This is a genomic window from Kitasatospora sp. GP82 (genome assembly GCF_029892105.1).
Classification (GTDB): Bacteria; Actinomycetota; Actinomycetes; order Streptomycetales; family Streptomycetaceae; genus Kitasatospora.
In genome coordinates this window covers 16119-36063 of record NZ_JARZAJ010000006.1, presented here as the reverse complement: position 1 = coordinate 36063, position 19945 = coordinate 16119, and the positions used below count along the sequence as shown (strand labels likewise).

Annotated in this window: 17 protein-coding genes and 1 riboswitch; of the genes, 10 read left to right on the top strand and 7 right to left on the bottom strand. The window is 70.6% G+C overall.

Annotated elements, in window-relative coordinates:
- Positions 1-29 precede the first annotated feature (29 nt).
- Both P3T39_RS07985 and P3T39_RS07980 read right to left on the bottom strand, forming a co-directional pair.
- Positions 30-1061, bottom strand: coding sequence for an alpha/beta fold hydrolase (locus tag P3T39_RS07985; RefSeq protein WP_348534316.1), 1032 nt, complete (start codon positions 1059-1061; stop codon positions 30-32).
- A gap of 50 nt (positions 1062-1111) precedes the next feature.
- Complete coding sequence (locus P3T39_RS07980) at positions 1112-1435, bottom strand: nuclear transport factor 2 family protein (protein ID WP_280696662.1); 324 nt, start codon at positions 1433-1435, stop codon at positions 1112-1114.
- 166 nt (positions 1436-1601) lie between these two features.
- Between P3T39_RS07980 and P3T39_RS07975 the strand changes: the two genes are divergently transcribed.
- Positions 1602-2030 (top strand): DUF6325 family protein, encoded by a 429-nt coding sequence (locus tag P3T39_RS07975; protein ID WP_280696661.1) that lies wholly within the window; start codon positions 1602-1604, stop codon positions 2028-2030.
- Positions 2031-2128: 98 nt separating this feature from the next.
- Here the strand turns inward: P3T39_RS07975 and P3T39_RS07970 are convergent, their stop codons facing one another.
- From P3T39_RS07970 to P3T39_RS07960, 3 genes are all read right to left on the bottom strand, one after another.
- Positions 2129-2506: a DUF779 domain-containing protein gene (locus tag P3T39_RS07970; RefSeq protein WP_280696660.1), complete on the bottom strand. Its 378-nt coding sequence runs from the start codon at positions 2504-2506 to the stop codon at positions 2129-2131.
- A 1-nt stretch (position 2507) separates the two neighbouring features.
- Positions 2508-4031 carry an aldehyde dehydrogenase family protein gene (locus P3T39_RS07965; protein ID WP_280696659.1) on the bottom strand — a complete coding sequence of 508 codons (1524 nt, stop codon included), beginning with the start codon at positions 4029-4031 and terminating at the stop codon, positions 2508-2510.
- Positions 4032-4361: 330 nt separating this feature from the next.
- A complete protein-coding gene (locus P3T39_RS07960) occupies positions 4362-5309 on the bottom strand; it encodes a hypothetical protein (protein ID WP_280696658.1) in 948 nt (315 codons plus the stop codon).
- A gap of 264 nt (positions 5310-5573) precedes the next feature.
- Here P3T39_RS07960 and P3T39_RS07955 point away from each other — a divergent pair, with 264 nt between their 5' ends.
- The 9 genes from P3T39_RS07955 to P3T39_RS07915 all read left to right on the top strand — a co-directional run bounded on the left by P3T39_RS07955 (position 5574) and on the right by P3T39_RS07915 (position 18006).
- Positions 5574-8552 carry an AAA family ATPase gene (locus P3T39_RS07955; protein ID WP_280696657.1) on the top strand — a complete coding sequence of 993 codons (2979 nt, stop codon included), beginning with the start codon at positions 5574-5576 and terminating at the stop codon, positions 8550-8552.
- A gap of 226 nt (positions 8553-8778) precedes the next feature.
- Complete coding sequence (locus P3T39_RS07950; protein ID WP_280696656.1) at positions 8779-9843, top strand: aldose epimerase family protein; 1065 nt, start codon at positions 8779-8781, stop codon at positions 9841-9843.
- Positions 9844-9937: 94 nt separating this feature from the next.
- The gene (locus P3T39_RS07945) at positions 9938-10609 is read left to right on the top strand and encodes a helix-turn-helix domain-containing protein (protein WP_280696655.1); all 672 of its coding nucleotides are present in this window, start codon (positions 9938-9940) and stop codon (positions 10607-10609) included.
- 437 nt (positions 10610-11046) lie between these two features.
- Positions 11047-12333, top strand: a complete 1287-nt coding sequence (locus P3T39_RS07940) for an extracellular solute-binding protein (RefSeq protein ID WP_280696654.1) — start codon at positions 11047-11049, stop codon at positions 12331-12333.
- 108 nt (positions 12334-12441) lie between these two features.
- Positions 12442-13440 carry a sugar ABC transporter permease gene (locus P3T39_RS07935; RefSeq protein WP_280696653.1) on the top strand — a complete coding sequence of 333 codons (999 nt, stop codon included), beginning with the start codon at positions 12442-12444 and terminating at the stop codon, positions 13438-13440.
- A gap of 52 nt (positions 13441-13492) precedes the next feature.
- On the top strand, positions 13493-14395 hold the full coding sequence (locus P3T39_RS07930; RefSeq protein WP_280696652.1) for a carbohydrate ABC transporter permease: 903 nt from the start codon (positions 13493-13495) through the stop codon (positions 14393-14395).
- Between the two features lie 50 nt (positions 14396-14445).
- Complete coding sequence (locus P3T39_RS07925; RefSeq protein WP_280696651.1) at positions 14446-16152, top strand: glycoside hydrolase family 13 protein; 1707 nt, start codon at positions 14446-14448, stop codon at positions 16150-16152.
- Between the two features lies 1 nt (position 16153).
- Entirely contained in the window at positions 16154-17197 is a 1044-nt protein-coding gene (locus P3T39_RS07920; RefSeq protein WP_280696650.1) for a LacI family DNA-binding transcriptional regulator, read from the top strand.
- 284 nt (positions 17198-17481) lie between these two features.
- On the top strand, positions 17482-18006 hold the full coding sequence (locus P3T39_RS07915) for a hypothetical protein (protein WP_280696649.1): 525 nt from the start codon (positions 17482-17484) through the stop codon (positions 18004-18006).
- A gap of 35 nt (positions 18007-18041) precedes the next feature.
- Here the strand turns inward: P3T39_RS07915 and P3T39_RS07910 are convergent, their stop codons facing one another.
- Together P3T39_RS07910 and P3T39_RS07905 are read right to left on the bottom strand one after the other, a co-directional pair.
- A complete protein-coding gene (locus P3T39_RS07910) occupies positions 18042-18242 on the bottom strand; it encodes a hypothetical protein (protein WP_280696648.1) in 201 nt (66 codons plus the stop codon).
- A 151-nt stretch (positions 18243-18393) separates the two neighbouring features.
- Positions 18394-19584: a transglycosylase family protein gene (locus P3T39_RS07905; RefSeq protein ID WP_280696647.1), complete on the bottom strand. Its 1191-nt coding sequence runs from the start codon at positions 19582-19584 to the stop codon at positions 18394-18396.
- Positions 19571-19740: riboswitch (cyclic di-AMP (ydaO/yuaA leader) on the bottom strand. It overlaps the preceding gene by 14 nt.
- Positions 19741-19945 lie beyond the last annotated feature (205 nt).

Genomic DNA, 19945 nt, shown 5'->3' with positions numbered 1-19945 from the left:
CCGGACCGACCGGTAACGGGGCCGGGCACTCAGGACTTGGGGCCGAGGCCCCGCTCGCGCAGCCACTCCAGCTGACGGCGGACCTGGGTGCTTCCGCCGCCGGCGTGGTCGGCGAACTCCCAGACCTCGATGTCCTTCTGGCCGCCGTAGCGGTTGTAGGAGGCGAAGACGGTGGAGGGCGGGCAGACCGGGTCCATCAGGCCGACGCTGAACAGGGCCGGGGCGCTCGCCCGTCCGGCCAGGTGGACGCCGTCGAAGTAGGAGAGGGTGCGGAAGGTCTGCTCGACCTTGTCGCGGCTGTGCGTCCGCAGGTAGCTGGCGATCTCGGGGTAGGGCCCGAGCGGGGAGATCTCCACGGAGCGCCGGAAGTGCTGAAGGAACGGCACATTGACGATGGCGCCGGCCACCAGGCCGTCCGCGAGCGCGGCGGTGGCCAGCGCGAGGCCGCCGCCCTGGCTGTTCCCGGCGACCACCACCCGGTCGGCGTCCACGATGTCGAGGCCGCGCACCGCGTCCACGGCCCGGACGGCATCGGTGAACAGCCGGCGGTAGTAGTAGTTCTCGGGTGCGTCGATGCCCTTGGTCATGAACCCGCCGTACCACTGCGAGGCCGAGCCCTCGTGCTGGTCGGGGGTGTCGTGGCCCTGGCCCCGGGTGTCCATCACCAAGTACGCGAAACCGGCCGAGGGGTAGACCAGCCACTCGGTCGGGATATCGCGGCCCCGGCTGTAGCCGAGGTACTCGATCACGGTCGGCAGCGGTCCGGTGGCCCCGCGCGGGGTGAGCAGCCAGCCCGCCACCGGCTCGCCGCGCCAGCCGGGGAAACGCACATCGTGGACGTCCACCGTGGTGAGCAGGGTGTCGGTGACGGGCGTCAGCCGAACCTCGCCGCCGGCGGCGCGGGCCTCGGCCAGCGTCCGCTCCCAGAAGGCGTCGAAGTCGGCGGGCTCGGTCAGGGCCGGACGGTACGTCACCAGGTCCTGGTAGGACATGTCGGTCAGCGGCACGGTGGTCTCCTCGTCGGGAACGCGTCGATCAGGTGATCCGGTGTTGGCGCTCAACGTCCGGAGGAGACCGGATTGTTCCGGTGGCCGGGAGACGGCTCCGAGGATCAGGCCTGGCCGGTCTCGAAGCGGCTGATCTTCCCGTGGTCGACGGTGAACTTCCAGGCGGTACGCATCTCTCCCCAGGTCTCGTTGCTGAAGTTGGCCAGCAGCGCGCGTCCGCCGTCCGACTCGGACTGAACGTCCATATGGCCGCGGGTGGAGAAGATCTCGTGGTCGATCCACTGGCGCAGATCGCGGTCCGAACCGTCGTCGGACATCGTCGCGTCCTCGGTGAGCAGGTCGAGGAACGCCTGCCGGTCGTTGCTGTTGATGGCGCTGACGGCGGCGCGGACGGTCGGGTCGGACAGTTTGGCGGTGGAGATGGTCATCTGACGACTCCTCGGGCTAGGGGACCGAACGGCAGAACTGTCGCACACTGTGATGTTCCGCGCACTCACCGTCGTGGGTGTCGGGCATGCCCATGTTTGCGAAGAATCAAGGTATTGGTGTGCTTTGATCCGATATGGGGCAATCGCGATCGGAAGGGGGCCGTGGATGGGGCCGGCCGAACTGCTCGTCCTGACGTTCCCTCAGGAGACCATCACCGCCGAGGCGGCGTCGGCACTGTCCGAGCTGCGCACCGGTGGTGACATCCGGGTGGTCGACTCACTGGTCGTCACCAGGCACCTGGACGGCGAGGCCACCTACGGGGAACTCGCCGACTTCGAGCACCTCAAGTGCGTCGTCGGGGGCGGCGGCGACGAGCTTCCGCTGATCGGCCCCGAGGACGCCCAGGAGGCTGCCGAACTGCTGGAGCCCGGCACGGTGGCGCTGTTGGTGCTGATCGAGCATGTCTGGGCGAAGGCCGCCGCCGAGGCGCTGCGCAGGGTCGGCGGACGGATCGCCTCGGGCGTGCGGATTCCGCCGGAGAACATCGAGGAGGCCGTGCGCGCCGCCGAGGCCCGTGCCGCGGCCGGGAAGTGAGGACGCCATGCCTGTGGGCCGCCCGGCGGACCGACCGCAGCGCCCGATCCGGCGGATCTCGGGCGCTCGATCGACCGCGGTGGGTGGTCGGCGGGTGCTCAGGGGGTCAGAGCCTCGGCCTCCTCGTCGGTCAGCAGGCGGGAGCGGGTCAGAAAGCGCAGGCCGGTGGGGGATTCCAGGGAGAAGCCGCTGCCCCGGCCGGGCACCACGTCGATGGTGAGGTGGGTGTGGGACCAGTACGCGTACTGGTCCTTGGCCATCCAGACCGGGATCGGGTCCATCCCCTCCACCACCAGTTCGCCGAGCAGCCGGTCGGTCTCCTGGGAGACGTGCAGCTCCCCGGCGGGGTAGCACATCGGCGCCGAGCCGTCGCAGCAGCCGCCGGACTGATGGAACATCAGCGGCCCGTGCTCGCCGCCGAGCTGCCGCAGCAGCTCGGCGGCCTGCGAGGTGACTGCCACCTGGGAGGGGCGCATCCTAGAAGAACCCCTGGGCCTTCGGGCTGTAGTTGACCAGCAGGTTCTTGGTCTGCTGGTAGTGCTCGAGCAGCACCTTGTGGTTCTCCCGGCCGATGCCGGAGTTCTTGTAGCCGCCGAACGCGGCGTGCGCCGGGTAGTGGTGGTAGCAGTTGGTCCACACCCGGCCGGACTGGATGGCCCGTCCCGCCCGGTACGCCGTCGAGCCGTCCCGGCTCCAGACGCCCGCGCCGAGCCCGTAGAGGGTGTCGTTGGCCAGGCCGACGCCGTCCTCGAAGTCCTCGAAGCGGGTGACGGCGACGACGGGTCCGAAGATCTCCTCCTGGAAGATCCGCATGCTGTTGTCGCCCTCGAAGACGGTCGGGGCGACGTAGAAGCCGCCGGACAGCTCGCCGCCGAGGTCCACCCGCTCGCCGCCCGCCAGCACCTTGGCGCCCTCGGCCCGGCCGATGTCGATGTACGAGAGGATCTTCTCCAGCTGGTCGTTGCTGGCCTGGGCGCCGACCATGGTTTCGGTGTCCAGCGGGTTGCCCTGCCGCATCGCGCGGACCCGCTCGAGGCCGTCGCCGAGGAAGCCGTCGTAGATCGAGGACTGGATCAGCGCCCGGCTCGGACAGGTGCACACCTCGCCCTGGTTGAGGGCGAACATGGCGAAGCCTTCGAGCGCCTTGTCGTAGAAGTCGTCCCGGCGGTCGGCGACATCGGCGAAGAAGACGTTGGGGCTCTTGCCGCCGAGCTCCAGGGTGACCGGGATCAGGTTGGCACTGGCGTACTGCATGATCAGGCGGCCGGTGGTGGTCTCACCGGTGAAGGAGATCTTCCGGATCCGGGAACTGGAGGCCAGCGGCTTGCCGGCCTCGACGCCGAAGCCGTTCACCACGTTGATCACGCCCGGTGGTACCAGGTCGGCGATCAGCTCCATCAGCAGCATGATCGAGGCCGGGGTCTGCTCGGCGGGCTTGAGCACCACGGCGTTGCCGGCCGCCAGCGCCGGGGCCAGCTTCCAGATCGCCATCAGCAGCGGGAAGTTCCACGGGATGATCTGGCCGACCACACCCAGCGGCTCGTGGAAGTGGTAGGCGACGGTGTCCTCGTCGATCTGGGAGAGGCCGCCCTCCTGGGCCCGCAGCGCGCCCGCGAAGTAGCGCAGGTGGTCGACGGCCAGGGGCAGGTCGGCGGCCAGGGTCTCGCGGACGGGCTTGCCGTTCTCCCAGCTCTCCGCGACCGCCAGCTCCTCCAGGTGCTGTTCCATCCGGTCGGCGATCCGCAGCAGCAGCCGGGCCCGCTCGGCCGGGGCGGTGCGGCCCCAGGCGGGGGCGGCGGCGTGCGCGGCGTCGAGGGCGGCCTCGATGTCCTCGGCGGTGCCCCGGGCGATCTCGGTGAATGGCAGGCCCGTCACCGGGGTCGGGTTCTCGAAGTACCGGCCGCGTACGGGCGGAGTCCAGGTGCCGCCGATCCAGTGCTCGTAGCGGGGGTGGTAGCTGACGACGCTGCCGGGTCGGCCGGGGGGTTGGTAGACGGTCATGGTGTGGTGTCTCCTCGCTGCGTCGGGGCGCCGTCCCCGGCCAGGCCGAACGGCTCAGGCGGGACGGCGCGAGCAGAGCTGTGCGGGCAGAACTGGGCACGGGCCTGTACGCGGGCCCGGCGAAAGGATGTGACACGTGCGCGGCGCGGGGAGTCGGCTCCCCGCGCCGCACCCTAGCCGCGCTCGGCGCGGCCCGCCATGGTGCACGCTCGGTCACTCCGCGGGCGTGCATGGCGGCTGTGCGCCGGTTGTGGAAATATTCGGACTCGCGGGTGGATCGGCCGAGTTGCGGCCTGGAGCCGCTGTCGGCGTGGCCCGGGCCCTGTCCGGTCAGTCGAGGTGGTAGCGGGCGGTCCGCGACTCCCAGCGCAGATAGCCCGCCAGCCACAGTGCCATGCCGTCCGCGTACCGCTGGGCAACCTGCTGCTGCGCCCGGTCCAGCTCCATCCACCGGTAGGCGTCGGGGAGTTGTTCGCGGAGCTCGAAGAAGCGATCGGCCATCCGCTGGGCCTCGTCCCAGACCACCGCGCAGGCTTCCTCGGCGGAGCAGCTCCGGTCGCGTTGGACGATCATCACCAGGTTGGCGACGTCGCCGCGCTGTGCCTCCTGTGCGTAGGAGCGCACGTCGTTGGTGAACGAGGGTATGTCGGCCGCCAGTTGGCGCAGCTCGCGGAGCAGGGGGTGGTGCAGGACGTGCTGCGGCACCTCGAAACGGCCGAGGCGCTCGATCATGTCGAAGATGCTCTCCATGGCGGCGGTGCCGCGTCGGAGCATCAGATAGCCGTCCCGGTCCGGCGGTTGCCCCGCGTTGCGACCGGCGGCCTCGGCCGGGTGGCAGGCGAAGTACCACTCCCAGTGGTAGGCGGCCCTGGCCTTCCAGCGGGCCGTCATGCCCTTGGTGATGCGCCGCCACAGGTCGGCGAAGGCGCGCTCGACGGAGGTGCCGGCCGGGCGGGCGCCGTAAGTGATCGCGGTGAGCCGCTCGCAGAGCATGGCCACCTGGTCGGGGCGGCGGCCGAGCGATCCGTCGAACTGGTCGTCGAAGAGGAAGTAGAAGCCCATGAGGTCGGCGGCCAGTGCCAGGTCCTCGGCTGTGCTCTCGGGGTAGACCAGGGCGGCGAGTTCGACGATGTCCCAGCGGGCGTAGGTGGACGGGTCGACCACGGCGGCGAGTTCACGGTGACGTTGGAGCCAGTTGCGGTGCTGCTCGGCGGCTTGGTTCTGATGGGGGTTGCGTCGGTGCGGGAACGGAAGCTCAAGTGAGGTGTCGTCGGACATCGGACTCCCGGCGCTGCTGGAGGATCATTGGTGCGGTCTTCTGAGGTTCCTGCCGGCTCCTGCGTGGTAGAGATCAACTGCCGGTATCGGGCGGAAGATTAGTCCATCTGATCATCAGATGTTGGAGATAACAGGGCATTTGCCCCTGCCGCTGCGTTCGAACCCTGGAGATGTCCTGCGGCCTGCGAGAATGACCCGCACGCGAACGGCGGCGGGGATAGTCTCGGCAGCGGAACCACGAATCGGTGAGGCGGAGGCGCGACGGTGGCCGAACAGCACAGCGAGCTGACGGGCGAGGGTGAGCACGGAGTCGGCGCGACGGGGGCAGGGCCGACGGCAATCGCCCTTGGGCTGCACGAGCGTGAGGCCGAACTCCGCTCCGCCGAGCAGGCGCTGAACAAGCTCTGCCGCCGCTTCGCGGCCGGCGGCACCGAGATCGGCGAGGTCCTGGTCTTCTCCGCACCGGCCGGTGGCGGCAAGACCTCCGTCCTCGACGAGATCCGCAGGCTGGCCAGTCTGCACGAGCCCTGCACCGTGCTCTCCGGCCGCGGCGGCGAGCGCCAGATGAAGGCACCCTTCCACGTGCTGCGGCAGCTGCTGCTCCCGGTGCTCGGCACGCTCACCAAGGAGGAGCTGGCCGAGGTCTTCGGCGGCTGGTACGGCATCGTCGGTCCGGCCGTCGGTCTCATCCCGCCCTCCGACGAGGTGGAGCGCCTCGACCCGCAGGGCGTCCGAGACGGCCTCGACTACCTGCTCAGCCAACTCGCGCCCCGCCGGGCACCGTTGGTGATGGTGGTGGACGACCTCCACTTCGCCGACCAGGAGTCGCTCACCTGGCTGGCGTCCTTCGCCGTCCGCACCCGGCACCTGCCGGTGCTGCTGGTCTTCGCCTACCGGGACGAGTTCCAGGAGGATGCCCAGAACTTCAGGCAGCAGATCCAGTCCCAGGCCACCCGCCGCCACGAACTGCGGCCGCTCAACCCGGCGTCCGTCGCCGAACTGGTCCGCGCCGAACTCGGCGATGCGGCCGACGACGCCTTCTGCCGTCAGGTCTGGGCCGTCACCGCGGGCAATCCGTACGACACCACCGCCCTGCTGCGCGAGGTCCGTGAGCAGTGCCTCGACCCGGTCGAGGAGAACAGCCCGCAGCTGCGCGACCTGGCCGCCGCCGCCAAGGGAATGACTCTCCAGCACTGGCTGGAGAAGCTCGGCCCGAGCACCCTGCGCTTCGCCTGGGCGGCCGCCCTGCTCGGCTCCGACATCAAGCAGAGTCTCGCGGCCAGCATCTCCGCCCAGGGCCAGACCGAGGCCGACGAGTCGGTCCGCCGGCTGCGCAGGCAGCGGATCCTCACCAGCCTGCCCAGCGGCCGCCTGGAGTTCGTCCACCCGCTGATCGCCACCTCCATCTACCAGTCCATGCCGACCGGCACCAGGACCGGAATGCACGGCATCGCCGCCATGGTGATCGAGAACAACGGCGGAACCCTGCTGGAGGCCTCCCGGCACCTGCTGGAGACCCACCCCGAGGGCGACGATCTGATGGTCCGCAAGCTCCGCGCGGCCGCCGCCGAACACCTGGCGATCGGCGCACCGGAGGCCGCCCAGCGCTGCCTGGCCCGCGCCCTGAGTGAGCCGCCCGACGAGGACGACCGCGCCGAGGTGCTGTACGAGGCGGGCTGTGCCGCCCTGCTCACCGACCCGCTCGCCACCGTCAACCAGCTGAAGCTGGCCCTCTCGCTGGAGCCCGGCCTCAGCCCCGAACTGCGAGTGGACGCCACCTTCCGGCTCTCCGAGGTGCTCGCCCATGCGGGCGAGCTGGTCGAGGCCGCCAACGTCCTGCTGGAGGAGGCCGAGCGCACCGAGCCCGGGCCCGGCAAACTCCGCCTGCACGCCGCACACTTCGTGTGGATCGCCTTCCAGCGCGACGAGGAGGACGGCCCGGCCCGCTCCACGCGGCTGGAGGAGCTGTCCGCCAGCCTGACCGGACGCAGCACCGCGGAGCGGGCCGTACTCGCCATGCGTGCCTGGGACTTGACCCTGCGCGGCAAGCCCGTGGCCGAGGCGATCGAACTGGCCGACCAGGCCCTGGAGAACGGCCGCCTCCCCAAGGAGCTCGGCTGGACGAGCACCACCTGGGGCTTCGAAGTGCCCGCACTGATCGGTCTGACGTACACCTACACCGACCAGCTCGCCCGCGCCGAGAAGCTCTTCTCGGAGGCCGTGCTGGGCTTCGAACTCGCCGGATGGAGCGGTGCCCACAAGGGCTTCAGCTACTTCCTGATGGGCCTGACCCGCTTCCGGCGCGGCTTCCTGGTCGAGGCCGAGGACTACCTCCGCCAGGGCCTGAAGCTCTCCGAGCGAATCGCGCCGGACATCCCGCTCCAGTGGGACATCGTCGGTGTGTACGTCGACACCCTGCTCGCCCGCGGCCGGACGGACGAGGCGTGGGAGCTGGCGCAGAAGTACCGCTTCGCGCCGCCCTACCACCCCACCGCGATGGTCCTGCCCGACGCGCCCACGCTCTACGGCAAGCTGCTGCTGGCCAGGGGCGAGCACGCCGCCGCGGCCGCCGTCTTCGAGGAGGTCGGCGAACAGCTCACCGCGCGCGGCTGGCACAACACCCTCTGGGCACCGTGGGTCGGTCACCTCGCGCTGGCGCTGTTCCCGGACCGTCCCGAGCGGGCCCGCGAACTCGCGGCAGAGGCCGTCGCCCGGGCCGAGAACTTCGGCTCGGCCTCCGCCATCGGCACCGCGCTGCGGATCCAGGCCACGCTCTGGGACGGCCAGCGGGCCGTCCAGCTGCTCGAGAAGGCCGTCCGGTGGCTCTCCCAGTCCCCGGCCGGGTACGAACTCGCCTACGCGCTGGTCGATCTGGGTGCCGCGCTGCGGCGGACCGGACGGCTCACCGATGCCGCCGAGTACCTGTACCAGGGCATGGAGCTGGCCCAGACCTGCGGAGCGGACGGGCTTGTCGACCGGGCCCGCACCGAACTGGCCGGCTCGGTGCTCCGGCCCAACCGCCTGCGCACCCTGAGCAAGGAGGGCCTCAGCGAGCCCGAGTGGGAGGTCGCCAAGCTGGCCGTCCAGAACGTCCCGCCGCAGCGGATCGCCGAGGAACTCGACCTCCCGCTCAGCCTGGTGCACCGTCGGCTCGCCGCCGTCCACCGCAAGGCGGGCAGCGGACCAGAGGGCCTCGCCAAGGCACTCGGACTGCCCGAGGACGAGACCGGGCAAACAGGCTGACGACCGGTCGGCCGGCGGACAACTCCTCTGGGGCGCGAGGCGGAGTCTCGTGTCCCAGAGGAGCGACGGAGGGTCGCAGCCACTGTCCGTGCACCCGCCGGGGCTACCCTGGCAGCAGCGGCGAGCGGATCGCCCGGATGCGCACAGCGCTGTTCGTACCGATGGATTCGTACAGATCTCGAACCAGGGTGGTCGCCGCACCGGCGGTCGCAGGGAGGAGCGAGCCATGACGGGGTCGGCCGAGAACACCGAGGTCAGCCGGGCGCACTTCGCCTCCGGCGGCGCCGGGGCCGCGATCGAACGCTGGACGCTGCGCAACGGCCGGATCGAGGCCACCGTGCTCACCCTGGGCGCGACCCTGCACACCCTGACGGCCCCCGACCGCACCGGTGCCACCGCCCAGATCCTGCTCAGCACCGACGAGCTCGGCGCCATCCTCGGTGCCGCCCGCCACTACGGCACCGTCGTCGGCCGCTACGCCAACCGGATCGCCGACAGCCGGATCACCATCGACGGCGAGGAGCACCAGCTCGCCCCCACCGGGGGCGGCGTCACCCTGCACGGCGGCCCCGACGGCTTCGCCCACCGGATCTGGGCCGCCGAGGAGGCGCCCGGCGGAGTCCGCCTCCGTCTGCACAGTCCCGATGGCGACCAGGGCTTCCCCGGCGCGCTCGACGTCCAGGTCACCTACACCCTGAGCGGTGACGCCCTCACCATCGACTACCGGGCCACCACCACCCGCCCGACCGTCGTCAACCTCACCAACCACGCCTACTTCAACCTGTCCGGCGAGGGCGGCGGCGACATCCTCGGCCACCTGCTCACCCTGGACGCCGAGGAGTACACCCCCGTCGACGAGCGGCTGATCCCGTACGGGCCGTACGAGCCGGTCGCCGGTACACCCTTCGACTTCACCGCCCCCAGGCCGATCGGCAAGGGCATCCACGACGAGCACCCGCAGCTGCGCGCGGGCGGATACGACCACAACTGGGTGCTCAGGCCCCGCCCGGCCGACGGCAGCCCGGCGCGCGCGGCCTTCCTGGAGGACCCGGCCAGCGGGCGCACCCTGGAGGTGCTCACCAGCGAACCCGGCATCCAGGTCTACACCGCCAACAGCTTCCACGGCGCGGTCACGGGTGCGAGCGGCGTCCCGTACGGGCCGTACGCGGGCGTCGCGCTGGAGACCCAGCACCACCCGGACTCGCCCCACCAGCCCTCGTACCCGTCCACTCGGCTGCGCCCCGGCGAGGAGTTCCGCTCCACGACCGTGCTGCGGCTCGGCGTGGCCTGAGGCTCCGCGACCCTGGGCTTCTGCGCCCCGGACTTCGGTGCCCAGGGGTTCCGTGCCCCGAGACCCTGCCGGTCGGCGCCGTAGTATTGGGTGGATGGAGAGCTCGGACCCCGGTGTGCACAAGGCCCTTGCGGTGCCCGCGCGGCGGGTGCTGCTGGCGGCGCTGACCGACGCGGCCGAGCCGCTGGACAACCGGCAGCTGGCCGGGCTGGTCGGGCAGCACCTCACCACGGTGCGCCACCATCTGACCGCGCTGGTCGAGGCTGGGCTGGTCGAGGTGCGCCAGGAGGAGCCGAACGGCGGACGCGGCCGGCCCCGGCTGCTGTACGCGGCGGCGCCCGCCCGTGAGCAACTCGCCGCCTACCGCACGCTGGTGGAGGTGCTGGCGCTCGGTTTCGGCGCGAGCCGGGACGAGCGGTCGGTGCGCGCGGGGGAGGCCGGCCGGATCTGGGGTGCCGCCGAGCAGGGGACGGGCGGCTCGCTCACCGGGCAGGTGCTGGCCGCAGCAAAGCGCTGGGGTTTCGAGCCGGAGCTCCGGACCGGCGCCGGATCCAAGGGCTCGCAGGCCTCCGACGGCGGCGAGGTGCTGCTGCACGGTTGTCCGTTCCAGCACAACGCGGAGCGCCACCCCGAGGTGGTGTGCTCGGTGCACCAGGGTCTGCTGGACGCGATGGCGGAGCGTGCCGGTCAGCCCGGCACGCTCCGCCTGCACCCCTTCGTGGGCCCCGGGATCTGCAGCATTTCGATGGCGGGACACCTGGACTGACGGCAGGTCAGTTTCCGGAGGCGAGCCAGAGGTCGGGGCCGGACACCTCGTAGTTGATCGCCTGGGCGGGCACGCCGCGCCGGAGCAGCTCGGCCCGCGCCGCCCGCATGAAGGGCAGCGGGCCGCAGATCCTTTTAAATGCGTGCGGTGGTGCCGACGGCTCCCTGTGTGGCGCCTTGCAGTCACGGCAGTACGAAGTAAATCGGACAATTGATGCCGAATCAGCGTCAGTCGACTACCTTGCGGCAACGCGGAGGACACGCGCGCGTAACGATCGCAAGATCTTGCAGAAACTTGCTGCAAGACCTTTCCGTGGCGATTGCGCGCCTGTTACGTTCCTGCCCAAGCCCGACGGCCGCAATGGCGCAGTCGGCACGGGACAGCCATTATGCGCGGTTCCTCACCATCTCGGGCACCCCCACCTTCTAGGAGTTCTCATGCGGCGTGGCATCGCGGCCTCCGCCCTCGTTGCGGCCCTCGCGGTCTCGACTGCAGCCTGCGGCAGCAGCAGCGGCGGCTCCGGTTCGGACGGCAAGGCCGACGGCCCCGTCACCATCACCTACTGGGACACCTCGAACGCCACCAACGAGGCGCCGAACTACCAGGCGCTGGTCGACAAGTTCCAGGCCGCGAACCCGACCGTCAAGGTCAACTTCGTCAACGTGCCCTTCGACCAGGCGCAGAACAAGCTGCAGACCGCGATGGGCGCCAAGGGTGCCCCGGACGTCTTCCGCTCCGAGGTCGGCTGGACCGCCGCCTTCGCCAAGGCCGGCTTCCTGGCACCGCTGGACGGCACCGACGCCGCCAAGGACACCTCCGCGTTCCAGCCCAGCCTGATCAAGCAGGCCACCTACGAGGGCAAGCTGTACGGCGTGCCGCTGGTCACCGACACCCTCGGCCTGCTCTACAACAAGGACCTGTTCGCCAAGGCGGGCATCACCAAGGCCCCCGCCACCTGGGACGAGCTGAAGGCCGACGCCGCCCAGCTCAAGGACAAGACCGGCGTGGACGGCCTGTTCATGCGGGCCGGTGACAGCTACTTCGCGATGCCGTTCCTCTACGGCGAGGGCACCAACATGGTGGACGCCGCCAACAAGAAGATCACCATCGGCTCGCCCGAGGCCGTCAAGGCCATCGACACCTACAAGTCGATGTTCACCTCGCCCGGCACCGTCAAGGCCGACGTGACCACGGACAGTTACGCGCACATGATGGACGCCTTCAACAACGGCAAGGCGGCGATGATCATCCAGGGTCCCTGGGAGATCACCAACATCTACAAGGGCTCCGCCTTCGCCGACAAGAACAACCTCGGCATCGCGCCCGTCCCGGCCGGCTCCACCGGCAAGGCCGGCGCCCCGACCGGCGGCCACAACGTCTCGGTCTACGCCGGTTCGGACAAGGCCCACCAGGCCGCCGCCGAGAAGCTGGCCGCCTTCCTGACCTCCGCCGAGAGCCAGACCTTCCTCGCGCTGAAGAACTCCACCCTGCCGACCCGCTCCGACGCCTTCACAGCCGAGGTCAAGGGCAACCCGGGCATCGCCGGCTTCCAGGCCGTCCTCCCGGTCGCCCAGCCGCGCCCCGAACTGCCGGAGTACAGCTCGCTGTTCACCCCGCTCAACACCGATCTGGTCAAGATCGCCCAGGACCAGGCCGGCACCCAGGCCGGCCTGGACGGCGCCGCCACCGACTTCGCCAAGCTGCTCCCCGGCTTCGGCAAGTAAGTCCCCAGCCGCCCGGCCCGTCGCCCCACCGGCGGGCCGGGCGGCCTCCCGTGTATGCACAGCAGTCGCCGCAGCGAGGCGGCGGACCTCCCGAGAAGGTGTCGATAGATGGCAGTCGCCGTGCAGGGCGCTCCCAGCCAGGGCAGCCGCGACCGTGAACCGCGGCCCGGCCTCGTCCAGCGCCTCAAGCTCTCGTACAGCAAGCACTGGTACGCCTATGCGATGGTCGCGCCGGTGGTCGTCGTGCTCGGCGTACTGGTCGGCTACCCGCTGGGGCGGGGCATCTACCTGACCCTCACCAACGCCAACAGCCTGAACGTGGGCCGCCAGATCGGCGTCAACCACATCCCCGACAGCTTCGACTTCGTCGGCCTGCACAACTACGCCGACGTGCTCTGGGGCCCGGGCTCGTACGACCGGCTCTGGTCGCACCTGATCTGGACGGTCCTGTGGACGGTCCTCTGCGTCGGCCTGCACTACTCCATCGGCCTGGGCCTGGCCATGCTGATGAACCAGAAGCTGCGCGGCCGCACCACATACCGGATGCTGCTGATCCTGCCCTGGGCCGTGCCCACCTTCGTCACCGTCTTCTCCTGGCGGCTGATGCTCTCCGACAGCGGAGTGGTCAACACCGCTCTCGGCTTCCTGCACCTGCCGCAGCCGTCCTGGCTCAGCGACCCGCTCGCCTCCAAGGCCGCCGCCGTCATCGTCAACACCTGGTGCGGCGTGCCGTTCATGATGGTCTCGCTGCTCGGCGGCCTGCAGTCGATCCCGGCCGAGCTGTACGAGGCGGCCGAGATGGACGGCGCCACCGCCTGGCAGCGCTTCCGCTACGTCACCCTGCCCGGGCTGCGCACCGTCAGCAGCACCGTCGTCCTGCTCGGCGTGATCTGGACCTTCAACCAGTTCGCCATCATCTTCCTGCTGCTGGGCGACGGCTCGCCGGACGCCCAGATCCTGGTCACCTGGGCCTACCGCCTCGGCTTCGGCCAACAGCCGCGCGCCTACGCCGAATCGGCCACCTACGGGGTACTGCTGCTCTCCATCCTGGTCGTCTTCACCAGCTTCTACCGTCGCTGGCAGGTCCGCAACGAGGGGAACGCCTGATGGCGCGGACCGGCGCAGTCACCCCACCGACCACGACGAGGCAGGCCAGCGAATGAGCGTCACCACCGAACTCCCCACCCCCGTGCCGCAGGCCCAGCCGGCCGCCGCCCCGCGCAGGAGGGCGCGCGGCGAGCGCGGACCGGCCCTCACGGCGCTCCTCCACGGACTGCTCACCGTGGCCTCGCTGATCGCGCTCTTCCCGGTGCTGTGGATCGCCTGGATCTCGCTCGGCCCGGACAAGACCGACTACCTTCACCCGGGCCAGATCCTCGGCAAGATGAGCCTCGGCAACTACGGCTTCGTGCTGCAGCACACCGACTTCCTCACCTGGTTCGGCAACTCCATGCTGGTCGCGATCGGCACCACGGTCTTCGCCGTCCTGGTCGCCGCCACCACCGGCTACGCGGTCTCCCGGATGCGCTTCCCCGGCCACCGCCAGCTGATGTGGACGCTGCTGCTCACCCAGATGTTCCCGATCGCCGTGGTGATCGTGCCGATGTACACCATCCTGTCCAGCCTCGACCTGCTGGACAGCTACCTCGGCCTGATCCTCACCTACTCGGGCACCATCGTCCCGTACTGCGCCTGGCTGATGAAGGGCTACTTCGACACCATCCCGGTGGAGATCGACGAGGCCGGCCGGGTGGACGGGCTGTCCCCGTTCGGCACCTTCTGGCGGCTGATCATGCCGCTGGCCCGGCCGGGACTGGCGGTCGCCGCGTTCTACTCCTTCCTCACCGCCTGGGCCGAGGTGCCGTTCGCCTCGACCTTCATGCTCAGCTCCGACAAGTACACGCTGGCGGTGGGCCTGCAGACCTACATCAGCGAGCACGACGCGCAGTGGCACCTGATGGCCGCCACCTCGGTGCTGATCGCGCTGCCCGCCGCGCTGTTCTTCTACCTGGTCCAGAAGCACCTGGTCACCGGTCTGACCGCCGGTGCCGCGAAGTCCTGATCAGCAACCGTTCCCCGAAGCAACCGTTTCCTCAAAGGATGACTTGTCCGATGACCCAGAACCTGGCCGACACGTCCCGGCCCGCCGCAGCGCCGATCGCCGCGAACGCCAGTGCGACCAGAGGCTGGTGGCGCGATGCGGTCATCTACCAGGTGTACCCGCGCAGTTTCGCCGACTCCAACGGTGACGGCATGGGCGACCTGCCCGGTATCCGCAGCCGCCTGCCGTACCTGCGCGACCTCGGCGTGGACGCCGTCTGGCTCTCTCCGTTCTACGCCTCCCCGCAGGCCGACGCCGGTTACGACGTGGCCGACTACCGCGCCGTGGACCCGATGTTCGGCACCCTGCTGGACGCCGACGCCCTGATCCGCGACGCCCACCAGCTGGGCCTGCGGATCATCGTGGACCTTGTCCCCAACCACTCCTCCGACCAGCACGAGTGGTTCCAGCGCGCCCTGCGCGAGGGACCTGCGTCCCCGCTGCGCGACCGCTACCACTTCCGCCCCGGAAAGGGCGAGGCGGGCGAACTCCCGCCCAACGACTGGGAGTCCATCTTCGGCGGCCCCGCCTGGACCAGGACCGAGAACCCCGACAGCACCCCGGGCGACTGGTACCTGCACCTCTTCGCCCCCGAGCAGCCCGACTTCAACTGGGAGAACGCGGCCGTCGCCGACGAGTTCCGCTCCATCCTGCGCTTCTGGCTGGACATGGGCGTGGACGGCTTCCGGATCGACGTCGCCCACGGCATGGTCAAGGCCCCGGGACTGCCCGACATAGGCTCGGGCGACCAGCTCCAGCTGCTCGGCAACGACGTGATGCCGTTCTTCGACCAGGACGGCGTGCACGAGATCTACCGTGCCTGGCGCAAGATCCTGGACGAGTACCCGGGCGAGCGGATCGGTGTCGCCGAGGCCTGGACCCCGACCGTCCAGCGCACCGCCAACTACGTCCGCGCCGACGAGCTGCACCAGGCGTTCAACTTCCAGTACCTGGGCGCCTACTGGGACGCCACCGCACTGCGCGAGGTCATCGACGTCTCGCTGGACTCGATGCGCCCGGTCGACGCCCCTACCACCTGGGTGCTCTCCAACCACGACGTCACCCGGCACGCCACCCGCTTCGGCAACCTGCCCGGCGGCACCCAGATCCGCACCCCGGGCAACCGCGAACAGGGCCTGCGCCGCGCCCGCGCCGCCACCCTGCTGATGCTCGCCCTGCCCGGCTCCGCCTACCTCTACCAGGGTGAGGAGCTCGGCCTGCCGGACGTCACCGACCTGCCCGACGAGGTCCGCCAGGACCCGTCCTTCTTCCGCAAGGCCGGTCAGGACGGCTACCGCGACGGCTGCCGCGTCCCGATCCCGTGGTCCGGCACCGAGGCCCCGTACGGCTTCGGCCCCACCCCGGGCGGTCCCAGCTGGCTGCCGCAGCCCGCCGAGTGGGCGCAGTTGAGCGTCGAGGCTCAGACCGGCGACCCGAACTCCACCCTGGAGCTCTACCGCTCCGCGCTCGCCGTCCGCCGGGCGCAGCCCGCGCTCGGCGCCGGCGCCGAGGTGACCTGGCTGGACAGCCCCGAGGGCACGCTGACCTTCCGTCGGGACAGTGCGGAGGGCTCGTTCGTCTGCACGGTGAACACCACCGCCGAACCCGTCACCGTCATCGCACCCGGCACGGTCCTGCTCTCCTCCGCCGGGAGCACCGAAGTGACCGGCGCCAAGGCCGTGCTGGAAGCGGACAGCACCACCTGGTGGGAGGTCTGAGATGGTTGCAATAGGCTTCGGGACCGTGACTACGGCGCGACTCTCGGACATCGCGGCGCAGGCGGGGGTCAGTGAGGCCACCGTCAGCCGCGTCCTCAACGGCAAGGCAGGCGTCTCCGCCACCACACGGCAGACCGTGCTGGCGGCGCTCGACGTGCTCGGTTACGAGCGGCCGACCCGCCTGCGCCAGCGCAGCGCGGGCCTGGTCGGTCTGATCACCCCCGAGCTGAGCAACCCCATCTTCCCCGCGCTGGCCCAGGTGATCGAGCAGGTGCTCAGCCGCCACGGGTACACCCCGGTGCTCTGCACCCAGACGCCCGGCGGCTCGACCGAGGACGAACTGGTCGAGATGCTGGTCGAGCGCGGTGTCGCGGGCATCGTCTTCGTCTCCGGACTGCATGCCGACACCACCGCCGACCACGACCGCTACGCGAAACTGACAGGTCGTCAGGTACCGTTCGTGCTGATCAACGGTTACAGCGACAAGATCGCCGCGCCGTTCATCTCGCCGGACGACCGGGCGGCGATGTGGATGGCCGTCCAGCACCTGGTCGAGCTCGGTCACGAGAAGATCGGCCTGGCCGTGGGCCAGCGCCGCTACGTCCCGGTGCTGCGCAAGATCGAGGGTTTCACGGCGGCCGTCCAGGAACTGCTCGGCAGGACCAGGGAAGAGGCCGAAGGACTGGTCCACCACACGCTGTTCAGCGTCGAGGGCGGGCACGCGGCGGCGGGCGCCCTGCTCGACCAGGGCTGCACGGCGATCGTCTGCGGCAGCGACATGATGGCGCTCGGCGCGATCCGCGCGGTGCGCCAGCGCGGTCTCTCGGTGCCGCACGACATCTCGGTGGTCGGCTTCGACGACTCGCCGCTGATCGCCTTCACCGAGCCGCCGCTGACCACCATCCGCCAGCCGGTCGAGGCGATGGCCACGGCGGCGGTGGACGCCCTGTTGGAGGAGGTCGGCGGCGGCTCGGCGCAGCGCGCCGAGTTCATGTTCCAGCCGGAACTGGTGATGCGCGGCTCCACCGGGGCCAGGCCCCACTGAATCCATCCACCGGGGCGGCGGCCCCGGTGGACGCCTTCGGCCCGCCAGGTTGGAACCTGGCGGGCCGAAGTGTTGCCGCACCCGGTGCCGGGATGCCCTCAGAGCCGGTCGGACGGGCCCCGGGCCCGCCGGCCCTCGCCCGGACGGAGCAGTACCGGCCGGTGAGCGTTCGGCTCCTCCCCGGGCCCGCCCGCTCTCCCGTGGACGGCGCGGCTCCTCGGAAGGCTCTGGGCGGGGGCGGGCATCGTGCTGCGGGCGGGGCCGGTTGTTGCCAGCATCGAGGCATGAGACCTGGTCGGACGAGGGAGAGCGAAGCGGGACTCCTCTGGCGCAGACGGCTGCTGCTCGGCGGGGGGCTGCTGGTGGCCGCGGTGGCCGTCTACTTCCTCTGGGCCGCCACGATTCCGCGGTGGTGGTCGCAGCGGGTGGGCGACATGGTGAACGGCCACCTGAGTGTGGGACTGATCCTGGGACTCGTCTTCGGCGTGTGCTTCACGCTGCTGCCGCTGGTGGCAGCCTGGTTCGGTCTGCACCGGCGGCGGCCGTGGAAGGCGGCGGTCGCCTGGCTGGTCCTCGCGGTGGTGCTCGCGCTGCCGAACCTCTGGACGCTGGGCGTGGCGGTGGGGCGCGGCAGCGGCGCGCATGCCGGGCAGCGGGTGATGGACGTCAGGGCGCCTTGGTTTCGCGGCGCGACCCTCACCGGTGCGATCATCGCCGGCGTGCTCTTCGTGGGACTCCTGGTCTTCTCCCGCTCGCGTCGGTCCCGCCGTGCCAAGGACCGTGCCCGAGAGCACGGCACTGAGAAGTGATCGCCCCTCAGTCCTCCGCCTTGAGCCCTCGGCCTTCAGCCCTCCGCCGGGCCCGGTTTCGGGTCGGTGAGGCGATGCCGGTCGGCGGCGTCGCCGGTGCGAGCCTCGGTGCGGCGGCCGGTGGCCAGGTAGTCCCGGACGATCAACTCGACCGCGTCCTGAGGGCTGGTGGTGCCGGACAGCAGCATGGCGTCGATGGCCAGATCGCTGTCGAGGGTGATGCTGACCTTCGCCATGGCGGTACTCCCCCTGAAGTCCTGCCGTGAAGCCTACCCGGCGGTCCCCGCCGGCAAGCCGGGCGCGGACAGGCCGCTGCCCCCGGCGCCGACCAGAGCACCGGGGGCAGCGGCCTGCCCGTGGGGACAGCCAGAGCAGTCCGGGGGAGGGTCAGACGCGACCGGCGAAGTCCGGGGCCCAGTTGGCGATGGTCTCGGTCTTCACACCGGAGCTCGGGTTGGCGGCCTCGACGTACTTGCCGTTGCCGACGTAGATGGCGACGTGGTAGACGCCCGAGTTGCTGCCGTTGTTGGACCAGAACAGCAGGTCGCCCGGCTGCAGGCTGTCCAGCGAGACGTGGGTGGTGACGTCGGCCTGGTCGGCGGCCACGCGCGGCAGGGAGATGCCGGCCTGGCGGTACGCGGCCTGGGTCAGGCCGGAGCAGTCCCAGCCACCGTCGCTGCTGCCGCCGTAGACGTACGCCTGGCCGACCTTGGACAGGGCGAAGTTGACCGCGGCGGCCTTGCTGCCGGTCGCGGCGGGGGCCGTGGTGGTGGTCTTGGCGGTCGTGGTCGCGCTCACGCTGCCGCCGGAGGTGCTGGAGCTGCCCGAGGTGGCGGGCTTGCTGCTCGGCTTGGTGGCGGGCTTCTGGGTGTCCTGCTGCGGCGCGGCGGTCGCGGTGTTGCCACCCAGGGTCAGCTGCTGGCCCGGGAAGATGACGTCCGGGCCCTGGGTCAGCACCGACTTGTTGAGGTCGTACAGCTTCTGCCAGCCGCCCTCGACGCTGTTCTTCTGGGCGATGGTGGAGAGCCAGTCGCCGTCCACGACGGTGTACTTGGCGCTGTCCGCAGCCGGGGCGGTGGTGGCCGGGGCGCTGTCCTGCTTCTTGGCGGCCGGAGCCTGCGGGGCCGGGGCCTTCGGGGCGGGGGTGCTCTGCGCGGGAGCCGCGGCGGAGGTGTCGACCTGGGCGGGGGCGCCGCCCTTGGTCAGACCGGCCTGGACGGAGCAGACCGGCCAGGCGCCGGGGCCCTGGGAGGCGAGGACCTTCTCGGCGACGGCGATCTGCTGCGCCTTGGTGGCGAGGTTGGCCTGCGCGGCGTACTGGGTGCCACCGTAGGCGGCCCAGGTGGAGGAGGTGAACTGCAGGCCGCCGTAGAAGCCGTTGCCGGTGTTGATGCTCCAGTTGCCGGTGCTCTCGCACTGGGCGACCTTGTCCCAGGTGGCGACGGAGGCGGCGGAGGCGCCGGCGGCGGTGAGGCACGGGATCGAAAGGCCGAGGCCGACCACGCCGGTCGCGGCGATCAGACGGCGGGCACGCTTGTTGGCGTTGATGGGCAGCATGAAGATGCGTTCCTCTCCCACGCCTGCGAGGTGAGCTGTCGGATTCGGGCTGGAGTTGCCCGGCCGCGCAGTGCACGGCTTCACCCCTAGCCCGGCGCCGGTCGTTTCTGACCGGCTCCCGGGCGACTTACCTGGTTCCCCCGCCCCTGCCGTAGGTGCGTTCTGCGTTCCAGCTCATCCGGCGGCAGGACTCGGCGTTCCGGGTGAGTTGGGTCCGTGTGACCACGAACGTGGAGCACGTTAGACAGACTTAAGTTGAATCCGCAAACATCTGTGAGCTCCCTCACAGGGCATCTGCCGGCCATTCAAGATCGAATACGAAAGGTCATTCCGATCGAATTCGATGGGTCTCTTTCAGTCGGCCCGCGAGGGCGGCAATCTG

Excerpts from the sequence above, each read along its gene's own strand:
- P3T39_RS07935 (WP_280696653.1), top strand. The coding sequence starts at position 12,442 with ATGGCAGTCGCCGTGCAGGGCGCTCCCAGCCAGGGCAGCCGCGACCGT.
- P3T39_RS07920 (WP_280696650.1), top strand. The coding sequence starts at position 16,154 with ATGGTTGCAATAGGCTTCGGGACCGTGACTACGGCGCGACTCTCGGAC.
- P3T39_RS07980 (WP_280696662.1), bottom strand. The coding sequence starts at position 1,435 with ATGACCATCTCCACCGCCAAACTGTCCGACCCGACCGTCCGCGCCGCC.
- P3T39_RS07940 (WP_280696654.1), top strand. The coding sequence starts at position 11,047 with ATGCGGCGTGGCATCGCGGCCTCCGCCCTCGTTGCGGCCCTCGCGGTC.
- P3T39_RS07950 (WP_280696656.1), top strand. The coding sequence starts at position 8,779 with ATGACGGGGTCGGCCGAGAACACCGAGGTCAGCCGGGCGCACTTCGCC.
- P3T39_RS07945 (WP_280696655.1), top strand. The coding sequence starts at position 9,938 with ATGGAGAGCTCGGACCCCGGTGTGCACAAGGCCCTTGCGGTGCCCGCG.
- P3T39_RS07930 (WP_280696652.1), top strand. The coding sequence starts at position 13,493 with ATGAGCGTCACCACCGAACTCCCCACCCCCGTGCCGCAGGCCCAGCCG.
- P3T39_RS07910 (WP_280696648.1), bottom strand. The coding sequence starts at position 18,242 with ATGGCGAAGGTCAGCATCACCCTCGACAGCGATCTGGCCATCGACGCC.
- P3T39_RS07970 (WP_280696660.1), bottom strand. The coding sequence starts at position 2,506 with ATGCGCCCCTCCCAGGTGGCAGTCACCTCGCAGGCCGCCGAGCTGCTG.
- P3T39_RS07915 (WP_280696649.1), top strand. The coding sequence starts at position 17,482 with ATGAGACCTGGTCGGACGAGGGAGAGCGAAGCGGGACTCCTCTGGCGC.
- P3T39_RS07960 (WP_280696658.1), bottom strand. The coding sequence starts at position 5,309 with ATGTCCGACGACACCTCACTTGAGCTTCCGTTCCCGCACCGACGCAAC.
- P3T39_RS07965 (WP_280696659.1), bottom strand. The coding sequence starts at position 4,031 with ATGACCGTCTACCAACCCCCCGGCCGACCCGGCAGCGTCGTCAGCTAC.
- P3T39_RS07925 (WP_280696651.1), top strand. The coding sequence starts at position 14,446 with ATGACCCAGAACCTGGCCGACACGTCCCGGCCCGCCGCAGCGCCGATC.
- P3T39_RS07975 (WP_280696661.1), top strand. The coding sequence starts at position 1,602 with ATGGGGCCGGCCGAACTGCTCGTCCTGACGTTCCCTCAGGAGACCATC.